The sequence below is a fragment of the Rhizobium sp. H4 genome, assembly GCF_003013335.1.
GTDB classification, from domain to species: domain Bacteria; phylum Pseudomonadota; class Alphaproteobacteria; order Rhizobiales; family Rhizobiaceae; genus Rhizobium; species Rhizobium sophoriradicis.
In genome coordinates, this window is record NZ_PSOW01000005.1 from 230196 (window position 1) to 248146 (window position 17951).

General features: G+C 61.6%; 17 protein-coding genes. 12 read left to right on the forward strand and 5 right to left on the reverse strand.

All coding sequences use genetic code 11. The features are described from left to right. Nucleotides 1-96: 96 nt before the first annotated feature. Nucleotides 97-1506 carry an aldehyde dehydrogenase family protein gene (locus C4N04_RS09900; RefSeq protein ID WP_077990599.1) on the reverse strand — a complete coding sequence of 470 codons (1410 nt, stop codon included), beginning with the start codon at nucleotides 1504-1506 and terminating at the stop codon, nucleotides 97-99. Then, nucleotides 1503-2561, reverse strand: a complete 1059-nt coding sequence (locus tag C4N04_RS09905) for a homoserine dehydrogenase (RefSeq protein WP_106795951.1) — start codon at nucleotides 2559-2561, stop codon at nucleotides 1503-1505. The genes C4N04_RS09900 and C4N04_RS09905 overlap by 4 nt, the downstream gene beginning before the upstream one ends. A 233-nt stretch (nucleotides 2562-2794) precedes the next feature. Between C4N04_RS09905 and C4N04_RS09910 the strand changes: the two genes are divergently transcribed. Continuing rightward, nucleotides 2795-3262 carry an Lrp/AsnC family transcriptional regulator gene (locus C4N04_RS09910; protein ID WP_009994841.1) on the forward strand — a complete coding sequence of 156 codons (468 nt, stop codon included), beginning with the start codon at nucleotides 2795-2797 and terminating at the stop codon, nucleotides 3260-3262. A 50-nt stretch (nucleotides 3263-3312) separates the two neighbouring features. Here C4N04_RS09910 and C4N04_RS09915 read toward each other — a convergent pair whose 3' ends face one another. Then, nucleotides 3313-3573, reverse strand: a complete 261-nt coding sequence (locus tag C4N04_RS09915) for a metalloregulator ArsR/SmtB family transcription factor (RefSeq protein ID WP_003552646.1) — start codon at nucleotides 3571-3573, stop codon at nucleotides 3313-3315. Between the two features lie 71 nt (nucleotides 3574-3644). Continuing rightward, nucleotides 3645-4409, reverse strand: a complete 765-nt coding sequence (locus tag C4N04_RS09920) for a sulfite exporter TauE/SafE family protein (RefSeq protein WP_077990593.1) — start codon at nucleotides 4407-4409, stop codon at nucleotides 3645-3647. Nucleotides 4410-4517: 108 nt separating this feature from the next. On the opposite strand from C4N04_RS09920, the gene C4N04_RS09925 reads away from it, so the two are divergent. Beyond that, the gene (locus C4N04_RS09925) at nucleotides 4518-5171 is read left to right on the forward strand and encodes a thiamine phosphate synthase (protein WP_038691182.1); all 654 of its coding nucleotides are present in this window, start codon (nucleotides 4518-4520) and stop codon (nucleotides 5169-5171) included. Between the two features lie 10 nt (nucleotides 5172-5181). After that, complete coding sequence (locus C4N04_RS09930; protein ID WP_077990854.1) at nucleotides 5182-6264, forward strand: tetratricopeptide repeat protein; 1083 nt, start codon at nucleotides 5182-5184, stop codon at nucleotides 6262-6264. Nucleotides 6265-6296: 32 nt separating this feature from the next. On the opposite strand, the gene C4N04_RS09935 is transcribed toward C4N04_RS09930, so the two are convergent. Beyond that, the gene (locus C4N04_RS09935; RefSeq protein WP_096769903.1) at nucleotides 6297-8045 is read right to left on the reverse strand and encodes a chemotaxis protein; all 1749 of its coding nucleotides are present in this window, start codon (nucleotides 8043-8045) and stop codon (nucleotides 6297-6299) included. A 341-nt stretch (nucleotides 8046-8386) separates the two neighbouring features. On the opposite strand from C4N04_RS09935, the gene C4N04_RS09940 reads away from it, so the two are divergent. From C4N04_RS09940 to C4N04_RS09980, 9 genes are all read left to right on the forward strand, one after another. Next, a complete protein-coding gene (locus C4N04_RS09940; protein WP_080711013.1) occupies nucleotides 8387-8710 on the forward strand; it encodes an STAS domain-containing protein in 324 nt (107 codons plus the stop codon). A 4-nt stretch (nucleotides 8711-8714) separates the two neighbouring features. Next, on the forward strand, nucleotides 8715-9083 hold the full coding sequence (locus tag C4N04_RS09945) for a response regulator (RefSeq protein WP_077990584.1): 369 nt from the start codon (nucleotides 8715-8717) through the stop codon (nucleotides 9081-9083). Continuing rightward, nucleotides 9080-11128, forward strand: coding sequence for a chemotaxis protein CheA (locus tag C4N04_RS09950; protein WP_106795952.1), 2049 nt, complete (start codon nucleotides 9080-9082; stop codon nucleotides 11126-11128). Before C4N04_RS09945 ends, C4N04_RS09950 begins: the two co-directional genes overlap by 4 nt. After that, the gene (locus C4N04_RS09955; RefSeq protein WP_009986416.1) at nucleotides 11125-11634 is read left to right on the forward strand and encodes a chemotaxis protein CheW; all 510 of its coding nucleotides are present in this window, start codon (nucleotides 11125-11127) and stop codon (nucleotides 11632-11634) included. The genes C4N04_RS09950 and C4N04_RS09955 overlap by 4 nt, the downstream gene beginning before the upstream one ends. A gap of 31 nt (nucleotides 11635-11665) precedes the next feature. Further along, nucleotides 11666-13354 (forward strand): methyl-accepting chemotaxis protein, encoded by a 1689-nt coding sequence (locus C4N04_RS09960; RefSeq protein WP_077990579.1) that lies wholly within the window; start codon nucleotides 11666-11668, stop codon nucleotides 13352-13354. 210 nt (nucleotides 13355-13564) lie between these two features. Then, a complete protein-coding gene (locus C4N04_RS09965; RefSeq protein WP_106795953.1) occupies nucleotides 13565-15373 on the forward strand; it encodes a methyl-accepting chemotaxis protein in 1809 nt (602 codons plus the stop codon). A gap of 2 nt (nucleotides 15374-15375) precedes the next feature. Beyond that, the gene (locus C4N04_RS09970) at nucleotides 15376-15852 is read left to right on the forward strand and encodes a chemotaxis protein CheW (protein WP_009996542.1); all 477 of its coding nucleotides are present in this window, start codon (nucleotides 15376-15378) and stop codon (nucleotides 15850-15852) included. Nucleotides 15853-15881: 29 nt separating this feature from the next. Beyond that, complete coding sequence (locus tag C4N04_RS09975; protein WP_038691170.1) at nucleotides 15882-16739, forward strand: CheR family methyltransferase; 858 nt, start codon at nucleotides 15882-15884, stop codon at nucleotides 16737-16739. 71 nt (nucleotides 16740-16810) lie between these two features. Next, a complete protein-coding gene (locus tag C4N04_RS09980; protein ID WP_077990577.1) occupies nucleotides 16811-17908 on the forward strand; it encodes a chemotaxis response regulator protein-glutamate methylesterase in 1098 nt (365 codons plus the stop codon). Nucleotides 17909-17951: the final 43 nt, after the last annotated feature.

A 17951-nucleotide genomic window follows, 5' to 3' on the forward strand; every position in this document is an offset into this window, starting at 1 on the left:
AGGAGTTTAACCCCCGTCTGCTGGGGTTCGGCCGCGCAGTTTGCCGTCCTTGAGGCGTTCCCCCGCGAATATTTTCAAACCTCGCAGTTTTACGGCTTATGCGCGGTTGATGCAGACGACTTTCGGCTGCGTCATATCCTCATAGGCAAAGCGAACGCCCTCCCGCCCCATGCTCCCATGCTTGAAACCGCCGAAAGGCATCGCGTCAAAACGATAGTCTGAGGAATCGTTGATCATGACCCCGCCCGCTTCGATGCCCGCGGCAGCCTCCAGCGCATCGGCGAGGTTGCTGGTGAACATCCCGGCATGCAGGCTGTAATCCGGCTCGTTCGCCATGCAAATAGCGTCGGCAAGCGTCTCGAAGCGCTCAAGCATGACCACCGGCGCGAATATCTCCTCCCGCCAGAGTCTGCTTTGGCGGCCAACGCCCTCAAGCACCGTCGGGCTGTAGAGCGCGCCATCGCGCTGGTGTCCGCACAAAAGCCGGGCTCCGGCTCCGATCGCCTGTTCAACCGCGGTTTCGGCGCGTTTGGCCGCGGTCGGCGAGATCATCGGGCCAACATCCGTCTCCTCACGGCTCGGATCCCCGGCGAGAAGCTTGGCGGTGCCAGCGACGAATGTCTGGCGGAAACGCTCATAGCAACTGGCCTGGACAAGAATGCGCTGCACGCCGATGCAATTTTGACCGGCCGCCCAATAGGCACCCGAAATGCACCCCGCCGCGGCCTTGTCGATATCGCAATCTGCCATGACGATGACCGGTGCGTTACCGCCGAGATCCATGGAAAGCTTCTTCAGCCCGGCAGACCGGGCAATGGCCTCGCCGGTCACAAATCCGCCGGTAAACGACACCATTCGAATATCGCGAGCAGAAACGATGGCGTGTCCGAGGTCGGCGCCCCCGATGGCGACGGTGACGATCGTTTCCGGGAGACCCGCGGCAACCAGCGTCTCGACGAGCTTCAGGGCCGAAAGCGGCGCTAACTCCGAAGGCTTCAGCAGGATCGAATTGCCGCCGGCAATGGCAGGGCCGAGCTTGTGCGCGACGAGGTTCAGAGGATCGTTGTAGGGTGTAATGGCGGCGATCACGCCAAGGGGTTCGCGTGTGAACCAACCTTGACGGGTCTCGGAGCCCGCATAGGCGTCGAACGGCACGATCTCCCCGGCATTACGCTTGGCCTCTTCTGCGGAGAGCTTCAGCGTGTTGATACAGCGTAACGTCTCCTTGCGCGCTTGTACGATCGTCTTGCCTGCTTCGCTGACGATGGTACGGGCGAAAGCCTCGCACTGTTCTTCGACGAGCCGTGCCGCCTTTTCCAGAATCGCTGCACGACGATGCCGGGGTAATGCGCGCGACAGCGTGGCGCCATGTCTGGTGCGGGCAAGGAGCGCGTCGATGTCGTTCGGACCGCTGGCCGAAACGATCTCGACGAGGGAGCCATCATAGGGATTTAAAACGGCGATCTCTGCGGCGGTCGAGGCGATCTGGCGCTTTACAGCAGTCATTCGGCAGCTTCCTTGTTCATGTGGACGGCGCGATGGATGGCGACAATGTCGGAGAGAAGCGCATAGGCCGTCTCGACTCGCCCAGCTCCCGGGCCGGTGACGGTCACGGCACCAAGCAGGTCGGTATTGAAGGAAACCGCATTGATGGCACCGGCCACCCCTGCGAGCGGATGGCCGAGAGCCAAGCGCCGTGGCGCCACGGAGGCCTCGATCCGACCGTCCTCGCCACGAATTGCCGAGCCGATCAACTTCCAACGGCATCGCTCCTTTGCCGCAGACTCGATGTCCCCGACGGTCAGCGACGAGATACCGCGGCAGGAAACGTCACCCGGCGTCAGCGTGGCGCCCAGCAGTTCGTTCGCGAGAATGACCACTTTGAGCCGCACGTCATGGCCCTCGACGTCTGCAGTTGGGTCCGCCTCGGCATATCCAAGTGCCTGCGCCTCACCGATGGCCTCGGAAAAGCCGAGCCCGCTCTCCATGCGACCCAAAACGAAATTCGAGGTGCCGTTCAGAATACCTTCGAAACCGTTGAGCCCAGAACCGGCAAGCATGGTTTTCGCCATGCGGATGACGGGGGTACCGCTCATCACCGCGCCTTCATATTCGAATGAAACGTGGTTGCGGCGGGCGAGCGCCTTGAGATCGGCGGCGGCGAGGGCGACCGGGCCCTTATTGGTGGTGATTACGTGCCTGCCGCTTTCAAGCGCCCAGCGGCAATGGGAAACGGCCGGTTCGCCATCGTAGGGATTGGTGAAGGTTGCCTCCGCGACGATGTCGGCGGGCGCTTGCCTGATGACTTGCTCGTTGTCCGCTTCCGCTGACCCACCGGACAGCTTCGCGAACCCACCCCTCTCGAATCTAGTCTCGATGAGCATGCGAGCGTCGATGCCGTTGGCCGACACGACGGAGCCGAGATTGAGGTCGGTAACCGCGACGATGTTGAGCTGAAAACCAAGTTCAGTGCGCCAGCGGTTGTTTCGTTCGGCCACAAGTTCGGCAAAGGCACGGTTGACCCCACCAAATCCTATAAGTGCGATATTGTATTGTACCATCCCGGTTCCTCATCATAGGTGACGAGAAAAGGATGACGTTACAGAAGGTCAGCGGGAAGCTTGCAGAACGACCAAATTGATGGTCGTTCTGCCAGGCATCGGCCATAGTGTGCAGATTTCCCGCGAAGATCGATAGTGGGTGAAGGCAATAAGTGAAAACAGACAGAAATATGCAGTTTCACCGCGCCGTATCGGGATAGTATGCGGGAAAACGACCGATAGCGACGATCCTTATGGAAACTATTGACCAGCTAGACCGCAAGATTCTGGATATTATCCAGATCGATTGTCAGATGAAGGCCGAGATCATAGGCGATCTCGTCGGCCTCTCGGCCTCTGCCGTGCAGCGGCGTCTGAAACGGATGCGCGATTCCGGAATCATCACGGCCGAGATTGCCCTTGTCGATCGCAAGGCGGCCGGAACCCCAATGATGTTCATCGCGGGGATGGAAATCGAGCGGGAGAATTATGACGCTCTTTCCAAGTTCCGAGTCTGGTTGGCGAAGCAGGCGCACATTCAGCAGGTCTACTACGTGACCGGTTCAGTCGATCTGGTCGCAATTATCACTGCGCGCGATGTTGGACAATATGATGAGATCACGGCCAACCTGATGTCCGAGAATCCTCAGATCAAAAGCATTCACACGAATGTCGTGTTGAAGGATATCAAAGTCGGGATGTTTGTTCCCATCGCGGACTAGGACCCGCTTCTATTCCATCGTTCCGATCCTGGGACATCCAGAAGCATGCATCAAGCCCAGAACTGATCCAGCCACAGATTGAGCTTGTCGAAGCCGCGGTTATTGACCGCGTAGATGCGTTTCGTGCCTTCCGACGTCACCGAGACGAGGTTGCTGTCAAGCAGCGCCTTCAGGTGTTGCGAAACCGCGGGACGGCTGATCGGCAGGCCCTCGGCAAGCTCGTTGACTGTCCGCGGCGCGCGCCGCAATTCCTCCAGCAGAAAGCGCCGGTTCGGATCGGCAATCGCAGAGAAGGGGTCCGTGTTCGACATGGCGGGAAAGCTACGTCAAACCGGCCGTTCCAGCAAGGAAATTGTGCAATGCAGCGTGGTGCTTGCCGCCCTTAGCCGCCAACGCCCTCGCGCACGATCAGCAAGGCGGCGATCAGGGCCATTGCATACATGAAGGGATAGAAAATCTCCGGCTTCATGCGGCGCACGCACCAGGCGCCGGCAAGCGTGGCGAGCGGGGCGAAAGGCAGCAGCGTCGCCGAGGTTGCGAGATTCTGCGTGTCGAGCTGGCCGAGCGCGAAATAGGGGATCAGCTTGACGGCGTTGAGGATCGCGAAAAATCGCACGCTGGTGCCGGTATATTCGCGCGGCTGCAGCTTGAGCGGCAGGGCATAGATCTGGAAGGGCGCGCCTCCGGCATGGGCGACAAAGCTGCCGTAACCCGAGAACGTGCCCCAGAAACCGGCGGCGACCGGCCGCTGGCCGCGCGGCGGAATCACCCTGCCGGCGCCCGGGCCGAAATTGTTCCAGAAATAGCGCAGACAGAAGAAGATGGTCACCGCGCCGATGACGATGCGCAGGATGTTGCCCGGAACCAGCGCCGAGGTCGCCCAGCCGAGGCCGATACCGAAGATCGCGCCGGGCAGCATGATCTTCAGCGTCGTCCAGTCGCCGTGCTTGCGCCAGACGACGAGCGAGATCATGTCCATGAAGACCAGGATCGGCAGCAGGATCGCCGCCGCCTCGACCGGCGAGACGACGAGCGCGAGAAAGGGCAAGCCGATCAGCGACAAAGCGTCGCCCATGCCGCCTTTTGCGAGGCCGATCAGGAGCACGGCGGGCACAGCGGCGTAGTAGAATGACAAATCCTGCGGCATGCTTTCGGCGTCCTCCCCTTGCAAGCCTCCTCTAACGGAACTACTCACACAAAACGAGTGCGGATCCGTCCTTTCGAAGAGGGAATCCGCAGGAAACGGAAAGACCTCATGACCGAACCCGAAAACCGCTGCCGCCTGGTGCTCATCGCCCCTGATATCGCCGACGCCGATGAACAGGCAAGGATCGTCGCCGACGCGCTGAAGGGCGGCGATGTCGCCTCGGTGATCGTGCCGCAATACGGGCTCGACGACGGCACCTTCCAGAAACATGCCGAAAAGCTGGTGCCTGTCATTCAGGATGCCGGCGCCGCAGCGCTGATTGCGGGCGACAGCCGCGTGGCGGGACGGGCCAAGGCCGATGGCCTGCATCTTTCCGGCAATGCCGAGGCGCTGTCGGAGGCGATCGACAAGCACGCGCCGAAGCTGATCGTCGGCGGCGGCAATGCGGCCGACCGGCATACGGCGTTGGAGATCGGCGAAGCCAGGCCGGACTATATCTTCTTCGGCAAGCTCGATGGCGACATCAAGCCGGAGGCACATCCCAAGAACCTTGCGCTTGGTGAATGGTGGGCTTCGATGATCGAAATCCCCTGCATCGTCATGGGCGGCACCGATCCGGCATCGGCGCTCGCCGTTGCGGAGACCGGAGCGGAGTTCGTGGCGCTGCGGTTGGCGGTCTTCGACGATCCCGCCCGGGCGCCATCAATCATTGCCGAGATCAACGCATTGCTTGACGAAAAAGCGCCACGGTTTGAGGATTGAAATCGCGCTCATGCCGATCCCGCCCGCTCGTCTCTTGAAATATCTGCTCGCCAGCATAGCCGGCCTCCTTGCGGCCGGGCCTGATGTCGCCCTGGCGCAGGCGGCCGACCGCGTCATCAGCCAGCCGGGCACGGCGCCGGCTTCGACCTTTCGCACCGATCGGCCCGCCGGTCCCGGCGTGCGCCCCTCCAATGGCGTCGGGGTTTTCGACCGGATGGGCGCGAAGCTGCCGGACCTGCCGCCGGAGAAGGATTACAAGGGACCGATCGACGAGGCTTACGGCGCCTACCAGCGCGGTTATTACCTCACAGCAATGGATAAGGCGCTGCCGCGCGCCCAGCTCGGAGATCCGGCGGCGCAGACGCTGATCGGCGAAATCCTCTCCCAGGGTCTCGGCGTCAAGAAGGACGTTAAGAACGCGGCCTTCTGGTACGGCAAGGCCGCCGAAGGCGGTGATCCGGCGGCCATGTTCAAATATGCGCTGATGCTGATGGAAGGCCAAGGCGTGCCGCGCGACAAGGTCAAGGCCGACGACTACATGCGCAAGGCAGCCGAAGCCGGCAATCCTTCAGCGGAATTCAATTGGGCGCAGATCCTCGTGGCCGACAATCCCGGCGAGAAGGGGCTGAAGCTGGCGCTGCCATTCTATGAGAAATCGGCCGAGCAGGGCATTGCCGATTCGCAATATGCGGTGGCGCAGCTTTACGCGACGCTGAAAGACCTGCCGGAAGAAAAGAAACAGCTCGCCCGCGAGTGGATGGCGCGCGCGGCGCGCGCCGGCTTCGACACGGCTCAACTCGATCTCGGCATCTGGCTCGTCAACGGTGTCGGCGGCCCGAAGGATTATGTCAAAGGTTTCGAATGGCTGAAACTTGCCGCCAATGGCGGCAACGTCGTCGCGCAGAACAAACTCGCCCACCTCTATGTCAATGCCATCGGCACGCCGCCCAATCCGGTCGAGGCGGCGAAGTGGTACGTGCTGTCGCGCCGCGCCGGGCTTGCCGATCCGGCGCTCGAGGATTTTTATCTGGGCATCGAGGACGGCCAGCAGAAGGCGGCGATCGATGCCGCCAACAAGTTCCGCCGGCGCTAAATAATAGCGCCGCGCGTCCCAGCCGGGCGATTTCAAAACAGCGCGTCGGCGAAAAGATCCTCGTCGTTTTCGATTTTGGCAGGCTCGGCGGGAGCAGAGGCGGGAGCGCTGACTTCGCTTGCCGGAATGATGTCACGATGAATGTTGCGCTCCTGAACCATCGTATAGTGCCTGAAGATCTTGCGGTCGAGCGGCGCGATCGCCTCCGCGAGATCGGAAATATCGGCGACCTCGGAGCCGGCGGCCTCATTAAGGACATCGGCGCAGCGGGCAAAGACCTCACCGAGGTCACGCTGGAAATCGAGCTTGCCAATCAGCAGGCCGATTTTGGTGGCGACCTCGCGGCCGTTTTCGGCGAGCACCTTCAGCTCTTTTTCCATCATATCGGCTGCGGAGCGGATATTGCCGACGGCCGAGGTCAGGCTTTCTCCCAGGCCGCCCGCCCTGGCATCCGTGGCCGGAGTGACGCGCCCGGCCGCGGCTTCGAGCGCCGGCAGGCCGCTGACGATGGCGTCGGCGGATTCATCGAGCTTTCCGGCGAAAATGCGCAATTCGGCCGTGACGACGTTGATCGACTTGCCTTCCTCACCGAGACGGCTGCAGCGCAGGTTGGTGTTCAGGGCCATATAATGGATGTCGGTCTTGACGGCGCGGATGTTGGCAATCGCTTCGGAGAGCTTGGCGGCGGTGCCGATCGTCGACTGGCTCACCTGGTCGGCCTGCCGGCTTGCCGTATCGACCTGCCGGACGATTTCGTGGGCGGCTGAAACGCTTGATTCCAGCGCGCGCATGAAATTGCCGCCGGATTCGCCGCTCGCGCCGCTCATCTGGTCGCGCAGCTTGAGGATCTCCCGCATGTCGTGGTCGAAACTGGCGATCGTCGTGACGACGTTTTCCGATTCCCGCTGGAAGTTTATGCACATGTCGCTCATCTGCGCTGCGGTCAGATGGTGAATGACGTTCTGAAGACGCTTGCGTGCGCCGGCGTCGAGCTTCGCGCCCTCCTCGCCGGCAAAGAACTCCTCAAGCAGCGATAGGGTGGCCTGTACATGCTCGATGCGCTGACGGGTAATATCGCCGATCTGCAAGGCGGAGAGCGTTGAGGCGACCTTGCTTTGGACGCCGCGTGCAATCGCGCCGACCTCGCGGGCGACGACGCCGAGATGCTTGCGGTGTTCGGCGATCTTGGCGGCGTCGTCGCGCAGGGCGGCGGCAACGGCCGGAACGGTATCGGCGTAGCCCTTGGAGACACTGGCGCCGAAGGCGGCGGCAAGTTTGACCTCTTTGTCGAGACTGTCGAGATGCGTCGCGAAACGATTGACTTCATCAGTGCCGGAATAGATTCGCTCCAGGATTTCCTGTGCGAAGCCGGCGAATTCGGCAAGGCCGGCGCCGGTGATCTTCACGGTCACGGCGAAAGTTCTAAGATACCGCATCGTCTCCTGCATGTCGGAGACATATTTGCGCAGATCCCTGCCGGTTTGCGCCAGTGAGACGAGCGCCTGCTGACGGTTTTCTTCGGTGACCGGCAGCGCCGTCAGGCTCTCCACCGTGGCGCGGAGATCGGCGCCGGTATCGCTCGCCTCCCCATTGTCGAGCGCCGCCGTGACACTCTCAAGAGAATTCAACAAACGGTTGAGAACATCCATCACCGACAGCAGCACGGTGCCGCCTTCGAGAAAACGTTCCTCGACCCGGCTGCGGGCGGATTCCAGAGTCCGGCCGATGTCCCGCCCGGATGTGTAGGCTGCAGCGGTCGGCGATACCAGAGCGTGTGCCAACTTTTATACCTTTTCTTAAAACACAGGCTTATCTGACACCATTTTTACGCGCAGGATGGAAACGTCCGGTAAACGCGCCGGACTCGTCAGCGTTGTAATTAACGAAAGATGGGGATTGGGCGCCGTCGCGACCTCGTGGTCGGTTAATATCGCTTAACTCACTGCTTTTATTTTATTTGTTTCTAAATTTTGAGGAAAGATACAACTTATTCCGGATGAGAATTGGGAGTCTCAAGACTCGTTATACGGTAGTTTCATACAACCGGTGTTTACCCTGCATTAACGCTGCCGTGAGAGTCCTTCTGGGGTCGTCAAGTATTTCTCGGGCCGGGGAGGCTGCGTTGGACACTCCTAAACAATATTACGAATCTATAAATTTACCGGACTCGCTGAGCATTCGCTCTGTTTCTGAACTATATTCAAAGTTTACAGCCGAATTTCATGAGCGTGATACAATCGTTGTCAACATCCCCGAAAGTGCGGAAGCGGATCTGAGTTTCATTCAACTCATCGAGTCATCGCGTCGCCAAGCAAAAGCTGACGGAAAGACCTTTAAGCTTTCTACACCTGCTCGCGGCTCGGTCCTGAAGGTACTTGAGCGCGCAGGTTTTATCGAATCCTTCGATCACGAAGATTCCAAGTTCTGGTTGCATAAAGGGGTATGATATTATGACTGCAAACATCCTGACCGTTGACGATTCCGCCAGCATCCGCCTGACCACCAAGGTCACGCTGACCAATGCCGGCTACATCGTCACCGAGGCCGCAGATGGGGCCGAAGGCCTCGCGACTGCCAAGGGCAGCCGCTTCGATCTGATTGTGACCGATCTCAACATGCCGGTTATGGACGGGCTGACGATGATCGAGGAGCTCAGGAAGCTGCCCGGGCAGGCCGGCGTTCCGATCATCTTCCTGACGACGGAATCGGATGCCGATCTCAAGGCACGCGCAAAGGCCGCGGGTGCTACGGGTTGGCTGACCAAGCCCTTCGATCCGGAAAATCTCGTGAAGATCGTGAAGAAGGTTCTCGGACGATGAGCACGCTCGATCCCGTTGCCGTGTTCCGCATGGAGGCTGCCGAATGCCTTGAAGCGATCGAGGTCGGTCTTCTCGACCTCACCCACCAGCTCGACAACAAGGATCTTGTCGATGCCGTATTCCGCGGGCTCCACACGCTCAAGGGATCCGGCGCGATGTTCGGTTTCGAGGCGCTCGCCGCTTTCACCCATCATTGCGAAACCGCCTTCGACCGCGTCCGCAAGGGCGAGGTGGCGGCGACCAGCGAACTCGTCGCCGCCGTTCTGGCCGCCCAGGACCATATGCGCGCCCTCGTCGACCGGCCGGATGCCGATCACGGCGATACCGGCAGCAAGCTTCTGGCGCAGCTGCAGGCGGCCGTCGGCGGCAAGCCGGCGGCGCCTGCGGCCGGACCGGCCGCTGTTGCTACGCCCGTGGTCGTGCGTGAGATATCGGCGAAGAAGAAGAACAGCTGGCGTATCCGCTTCAGTCTGCCCGCCAACTCGATGGCCAACGGCACCAACCCGCTCGGCCTGCTGGACGAGCTGCGCGATCTCGGCGAATGCACGGTGCGCGCCAACACCTCGGCCATTCCGCCGCTTGACGAGCTCACGCCGACGGAACTCCATATTTCCTGGGACGTGATGCTGACTAGCGAGCAGGACCGCTCGGCGATCGACGACGTCTTCATCTTCGTGCTCGACGATATGGAACTCAGCGTCGAGGAGATCGCCGGGCCGGCAACCGCTGCTCCGACCGTGGAGCGGGCCGCAGCTGCACCGGTCGCCGCAGTATCGGTGGCCGTTCCGCCGGCTGCCGTTCCGGAGTTTCGCCCGGTCGAGGCGGTTCCGGCCCGGCGCGAGGCGCCCGCCGCCGCCAGCCAGGCGAAGACGGCCGAGAATGTCCGCGTTCCGGCCGAGCGTCTCGACGAGCTGATGGACCGGGTCGGCGAGCTTGTCATCGCGCAATCGCGTCTCAGCCAGCTTGCCAGCGCCAGCGCCGATATTGCGCTGCGCTCCGTCTCGGAAGAAATCGAACGCCTGTCCGGTGAATTGCGCGACACGATGATGGTGCTGCGCATGGTGCCGGTCGCAACCCTGTTCTCCCGCTTCCGCCGCCTCGTCCACGATCTCGCCCGCGAGACCGGCAAGGTGATCGAGCTGGTGATGGAGGGCGAGACCACCGAAGTCGACAAGACGGTGATCGAACGGCTGGCCGATCCGCTGGTGCATCTGGTGCGCAATTCGATCGATCATGGTCTCGAGGTGCCTGCCGACCGCCTTGCTGCCGGCAAGACCGAAGCCGGCACGGTGGTCCTTTCGGCCCGCCAGGCCGGCGGCGAGGTGATTATCTCGATCAAGGACGACGGCCGCGGCATCAATCGCGAACGGGTTCGCGCCAAGGCGGAATCCTCCGGCCTTATCCATCCCGGCCAGCCGCTCTCCGATTCCGAGCTGCTGCAGCTGATCTTCGCTCCGGGCTTCTCGACGGCTGCGGCGATCACCAATCTGTCCGGGCGCGGAGTCGGCATGGACGTGGTCAAGAAAACGGTCGAAGAGCTGCGCGGCGCGATCGACATCGTCAGCGTGCCGGGGCAGGGTTCGGAAGTATCGCTGCGCATCCCGCTGACGCTTGCCATCATCGACGGCCTGCTGGTGCGTGTCGGTTGCGGCCGCTACGTCATCCCGCTTTCGGCAGTCGAGGAATGCCTCGAACTGTCACTCGAGGAAGATCTCCGCTCGCGCGGCCGCAGCTTCATCTCGCTGCGCGACAGCCTGGTGCCGTTCCTGCGCCTGCGCGATCTTTTCCGCACCGGCACGAAACCCGACGTGCATCAGAAGGTCGTCGTCATCTCGACCGGCACGGAGCGCGTCGGCCTCGTCGTCGATCAGATCATCGGCGACCACCAGACGGTCATCAAGTCGATGTCGAAACTGCATAACGACGTGGCGACCTTTTCGGGCGCCACCATTCTCGGCGACGGCAGCGTCGCCCTCATTCTCGACGTCGGGCACCTGGTGGCCGCGGGTCAGCAACAGGAGGCGCAATTGCGGGTAGCAGGATGAGTGCAGCAGCAACAGCCGAACGGTTCGACAATCACTGGAACTATGCCGAGGAAGTCGAGGTGCTGACCTTCGATCTCAACGGCGAGACCTTCGCGCTGGAAGCGGTCATCGTCCAGGAAATCCTGGACCTGCTTCCGGAGACCGCGGTGCCGGGAAGCCAGCCCTTCGTCGCCAGCGTCATCAATTTTCGCGGCAAGGTCATTCCGCTGGCCGATCTGCGTCTCGCCTTCGGGATGGAGGCGGCGGAAGCCACGATCGACAGCCGTATCATCGTCATCGAGATCGATCTGCAGGGCGAGCCGACGCTGGTCGGCCTCAGAACCGACAAGGTGAACGAGGTGACGACGCTGGCAAAGACAGCGAGCGAGGCGCCGCCGAGCATCGGCATGCGCTGGCGCGCCGACTACATCAACTGCCTGGTGAAGAGGGGTGGAGAGTTCATCATTCTCCCCAATCTGCAGGCGATTTTTTCATCGAGGCACAAGGCGGCGGGAGCCGTCAGCTGACGTTGGATGAATTCAAACTTGGGGGTTTGACATGCGCTTGACAATAAAGACGAAACTGGTGACGGCGTTCACCTTCATCATTCTGATGTTATTGGGCACCGCCGCTTATGGAATTTTCAGCCTTGGATCGCTGAACGATACGATCGGCAATCTTCTTGCCGGTCCGGCGGCCCGCCTCGACCTTGCGCAGCAGATCAACATCGCGCAGCTCGAAGCCATCCGCCAACAGAAGAACCTGCTCACCGCCCGCGGCGCCGATGAAGCCGCCGCGGCAATTGAAAAAGGCAACCAGGCGCGCAAGGACTTCAGTGACGCCTTCAATCAAGTGCTGACGCTCGCCACGGAAGAAGGCAAGGCGCGTTGGGCGCGTATCGCCGACTTTTCCAAATCCTTCAACGCGGCCGACGACCAGATCCGTGACTACCTGAAGGCCGGCAATGCGGACGGCGCAAACACGGTCTCCATCACCGCAGCGCGTGCGGCCGCCAATGATATCGACGCGACACTGGCCGAGATTCTGGCGCTGGAAAAACAGCGCATGAAGGCCGCCGACGCCGATGCCGACGCGCAGTATACGACGACACGCACGACGATGATCGCCGTTGCCACCGTTGCACTGCTGATTGCCGCGATTACCGCCTTCTGGATCGCCAGCACGATCAGCAAGGGCCTCAAACGCGCCAACACCGTGGTTCGCGAAGTGTCTGAAGGCGATCTGACCAAGATGGCCGATATCACCAGCCACGACGAAATCGGCGAGCTTCTCGGCAACGTCAACACGATGATCGAACGCCTGCGCGGCGTCGTCGCCGACGCCTTGTCGGCTGCCGATAACGTCTCTTCCGGTAGCCAGCAGCTCTCGGCAAGTTCGGAACAGGTATCGCAGGGCGCCACCGAGCAGGCGGCTTCCGCCGAAGAGGCCTCCGCCTCGATGGAGCAGATGGCCGCCAACATCAAGCAGAACGCCGACAATGCCGCCCAGACGGAGAAGATCGCCCGTCAGTCGGCCAAGGATGCGGAAGCGAGCGGCGAGGCGGTGACGCGTGCTGTCGACGCCATGCGTACAATCGCTCAGAAAATCGGCATCGTCCAGGAAATCGCCCGCCAGACCGACCTGCTGGCGCTCAACGCCGCGGTGGAAGCAGCACGTGCCGGCGAACACGGCAAGGGGTTTGCAGTCGTCGCCTCCGAAGTGCGCAAGCTTGCCGAACGCAGCCAATCGGCCGCCGCCGAAATCAGTTCGATGTCGAGCGACACGGTCAAGGCTGCAGCCGATGCCGGCGAGATGCTCGGCCGCTTGGTGCCTGATATCCGCAAGACGGCCGAGCTGGTTTCCGAAATCAGCGCCGCCTGCCGCGAGCAGGATATCGGCGCCTCGCAGATCAACGAGGCGATCCAGCAACTCGATAAGGTGACGCAGCAGAATGCCGGCGCCTCCGAACAAATGTCTGCGACCTCGGAAGAACTCGCGAGCCAGGCGGAAGAGCTGCAGACGTCGATCGCCTTTTTCAAGGTCGACACGACGGGCGGGCAACGCGAGCGCGCGCCGGCCGCGAAACTCACTGCTCGCAGCCGGGTCCAAGCCGCACCGCGCAAAACGGGCGGCAAGGCACCGGCCAATACGGTCGCCGGCCAGCAGGCGCGCGTGAAAGGATTTGCCCTCGACATGTCGATGGGCGGTCCCGACACCGCTGATGACGAGTTTCGGGAGAGCGCGTGAGCCCTTCCCGGGGGACGCTTAGGCGTTCCCCTTCGATAACTGTTGTGGGCCGGCTGGCACGGCCCGCGACGCGCTTTCGGCGCTTGGGGAAGCGATATGGACGCTTATTCATTTCTGCCGTCGGCTTTCGCCGGATGGAATTTCTTTGCTGCATGATGCCGCGCCAATTGGACCATATTTATTGCTTCGCTCTCTGAGAGGGATATTGAGATGCGTATTACGATCAAACTAAAACTCGCGGCTGCATTCGGCTTTGTCATATTGTTGCTGGTGGGCAGCGCGGCATATGGGATATTGAGCCTCGGTTCACTGAACGACGCCGTCGGCAACCTTATTTCCGGTCCCGCTAAAAGGCTGGAAATCGCTCTGGAAGCAAAGACCGCCGAGCTCGAGGCCGTTCGCTGGCAGAAGAACGCCCTTCTCGAAATGGATCCCGAAGCGGTCAGGAAGAACTATCAGAATGCCGCGAAGAGCGTAGACGAAATGATCGCGTTCGTGACAAGCGGCCAGCAGCTCGCAACTCCTGAGGGCAAGCCGAGTTGGGACAGGCTGCTCGATCTCGCCAAACGCTTCGACGAAGGGTCCAACAGAGTCGCCTCTATCCAGGAAGGCGGCGACAGGGCAGGAGCCGTGGCGCTGTCCTCAGGAGAGGTTCGCCGCCTCGTCCTGGAGCTGGAAGACGTTTTCGAGACGCTCGTCACGCTTCAGCAGAAAGCGATGGCCCAGGCCGATAATGACACCGACATCCTCTACAGTTCGACGAAGAATACGCTGATCGGTGTAGCGATCGGGGCTTCCGTCATTGCTTTCGGGGCAGCGCTTTGGATCGCGCTCGGGGTCAACAGCGGCCTCAGCAAGATCATGAACGTTGCCAGCGCTGTGGCGATCGGCGACCTGAACCAGAAGGTAGAGATCAGGAGCAACGACGAGATCAAGGATCTGGTCAACACGATCAATGTCATGACGGATAATCTTCGCGTCACCGCCGGCATTGCCAGGCAGATCGCCGACGGCGACCTGACGGTGTCCCCGAAGCCGCTCTCGGAGAAGGATACGCTCGGCATCGCGCTCGAGCAGATGGTCGAGCGCCTGCGCGGCGTCGTTGCGGATGCGATCACGGCCGCAGAAAATGTTTCGGCCGGCAGCCAGGAACTTTCGGCAAGCTCGGAGCAAGTATCGCAGGGCGCCAGCGAACAGGCGGCTTCGGCCGAAGAGGCCTCCGCCTCGATGGAGCAGATGGCCGCCAACATCAAGCAGAACGCCGATAATGCCGCGCAGACCGAAAAGATCGCCCGTCAGTCGGCCAAGGATGCGGAGATGAGCGGCGAAGCGGTTTCGCGCGCCGTACAGGCGATGCGGACCATCGCCGAGAAGATCGGCATCGTCCAGGAAATCGCCCGCCAGACGGACCTACTGGCGCTCAACGCCGCGGTGGAAGCAGCGCGTGCCGGCGAACACGGCAAGGGGTTTGCGGTCGTCGCTTCGGAAGTGCGCAAGCTTGCCGAACGCAGCCAATCGGCCGCCGCCGAAATCAGTTCGATGTCGAGCGACACGGTCAAGGCCGCCCAGGATGCCGGCGACATGCTCGGCCGGCTGGTGCCCGATATCCGTAAAACGGCCGAGCTGGTTTCGGAGATCAGCGCCGCCTGCCGCGAACAGGATATCGGTGCCGGCCAGATCAACGAGGCGATCCAGCAGCTCGATCGGGTGACGCAGCAGAATGCCGGCGCCTCCGAGCAAATGTCTGCGACCTCGGAAGAACTCGCGAGCCAGGCGGAAGAGCTGCAGACGTCGATCGCCTTCTTCAAGGTCGATACAACAGGCGGTCGCCAAACCCGTATGCCGACCGCCAGGGTGACGGTCCGCAGCTCGGCGCCCGTCGCCGGCCGCAGCCTCGGCGGCAGGAAGCTCGCCGCCAACAGCGTCACCGGTCAGCAGGCGCGGGCAAAGGGCTTCGCTCTCGATCTCTCCATGGGCGGTCCCGATGACGGGGACGTCGAATTCAAGGAAAGCGCCTGATCATGGCTCCAACATCTCTTGAAGCGCAATTCGTGACCTTCAGCCTCGGCGAGGAGATTTTCGCCGTACCGGTCGAGGTCGTCCGGGAAATCCTCGACTATGCGGAAGCTTTCAAGATTCCGAATGGTCCCGACTATCTGCTCGGCCTGCGCGATGTGCGCGGGCAGGGTGTGCCGACCATCGATCTTCGACTGAAGCTCGGCATGACGAAGACCGAGCCGACACCGCATACGCGGGTGCTCGTCCTCGACGTGCCGATGGAAAATCGGCTTCTCACGCTCGGCCTCGTTGCCGACCGCGTCTTCGAGGTCACGCCGTTTCGGCGTGACCAGATCGAGGCGGCGCCCGATATCGGCGTGCGCTGGCGTTCGGACTATATTGCCGGCGTCGTTCGCCGCGAAAACGGCTTTGTCGTCATCATCGATCTCGCGCGGCTGCTGTCGCGCGAGGACGCCTCTGCACTGCAATCGGCGGCCTGACCGCGCGTCAACCCGGAGTACTGCGTCTTATGAGTATGGCAGCAGCGGTGGAAACCCAATTGCCGGGCGACCGGATCAGCAAGCGCAATTTCGACAGGCTTGCCCGGTTCATCTACGACTATAGCGGCATCAAGATGCCGCCGACCAAGCTGACGATGCTCGAGGGTCGGCTGAGGCGCCGCCTTCGGGCAACCAATCATGCGACCTTCGACGATTATTGCGACTTCCTGTTCAATCAGGACGGTCTTGCCCAGGAAACCGTCTACCTGATCGACGTGGTGACGACGAACAAGACCGACTTCTTTCGCGAAGCCAAACATTTCGACTATATGCAGAGCGTGGCGCTGCCGGTGATCGCCGGCAGCGGCGTTCGCACCATTCGCACCTGGAGTTCGGCTTGCTCGACGGGAGCCGAACCCTATACGATGGCGATGGTGCTGGCCGAATTCACCGAAGGCCGCAACGACGTCTCCTACAGCGTACTGGCGACCGATCTTTCCACCGACGTGCTGCAGACGGCGCGCCGGGGTATTTATCCGGAAGATCTCATCGCGCCGGTGCCGCGAGACCTGCAGCGCAAATATGTGCTGACGGCCAAGCAGCCGGATCGGCGGGAGGTGCGGATCACGCCGAAACTGCGCAGCAGAATCGGTTTTGCCCGCATGAACCTGATGGATGAGAAATATCCGATCGGCGAGCCGATGCACGTTATCTTCTGCCGCAATGTGCTGATCTACTTCGACAAGCAGACTCAGGCGGGCGTGCTCAACCGCCTCTGCGATTGCCTGGCGAAGGGCGGATACATGTTCATCGGCCATTCCGAATCGATCACCGGTTTCGATCTGCCATTGAAGCAGGTTTCCAACACGGTATTTCAGCGTATCTAGTGTACGCAATTCCCGGCAAGAGGCTGGGAAAACCGCTTCACACTTTTCCTGGAATTGCTCTACGGACATTCATGGCTAAGAAAATCCGCGTTCTCATCATCGACGATTCCGCCAGCATCCGTCAGACGCTGACGCATGTGCTGGAGCAGGATCCCGATATCGAGATCATGGCGGTGGCCTCCGATCCCTTCGTGGCGGCGCGCAAGCTGCTGGAGGAGGTCCCCGACGTCATCACGCTCGATGTCGAGATGCCGCGCATGGACGGCATCACTTTCCTGCGCAAGCTGATGGCGCAGCGGCCGATCCCCGTCGTGATGTGCTCGTCGCTGACCGAAGCGGGGTCGCAAACGCTGATCCAGGCGCTGGAGGCCGGCGCCGTCGACGTCATTCTGAAATCGAAGATCGGCGCCGCCGACAGTCTTTCCGATGATGCGATACGCATTCGCGAAATCGTCAAGAGTGCCTCGCATGCACGGCTTACCACCGTCCGCCGCGCCGCCGGAACGATCCGCTCGGCTTCGGCCGACGGGCCGACCAAAAAGCTGACGGCGGATGCGATGTTGCCGCCGCCGACGGGGCGGGCCATGGCGAAGACGACCGAGATGGTCGTCTGCGTCGGCGCCTCCACCGGTGGCACGGAGGCGCTGCGCGAATTCCTGGAGGAATTGCCGGCCAATGCGCCCGGCATGGTGATCGTCCAGCATATGCCGGAGAGATTCACCGACGCTTTCGCCAAACGGCTGAACGGCCTCTGCGAGGTCGAGGTCAAGGAAGCTGTCGACGGTGACCCGGTGCTGCGCGGGCATGTGCTGATTGCGCCCGGCGACAAGCATATGCTGCTCGAACGCCAGGGCGCGCGCTACCATGTCAGCGTCAAGATGGGGCCGCTGGTGTCGCGCCACAGGCCTTCTGTCGACGTACTCTTCCGCTCGGCGGCGCGGTCCGCCGGCTCGAATGCCATGGGGATCATCATGACCGGCATGGGCGATGACGGCGCGCGCGGCATGCTGGAAATGCATCAGGCCGGCGCCTACACGGTGGCGCAGGACGAGGCGAGCTCGATTGTTTTCGGCATGCCGAAGGAGGCGATCGCCAGAGGCGGCGTCGACCGCGTCTTGCCGCTCGATCAGATCGCTCGCGAAGTGATGATGACGCAGCAGAAATTCTGAGACCCGTTTTGAACATCCGGCCGGAATTAATGCCGGTTTCCAG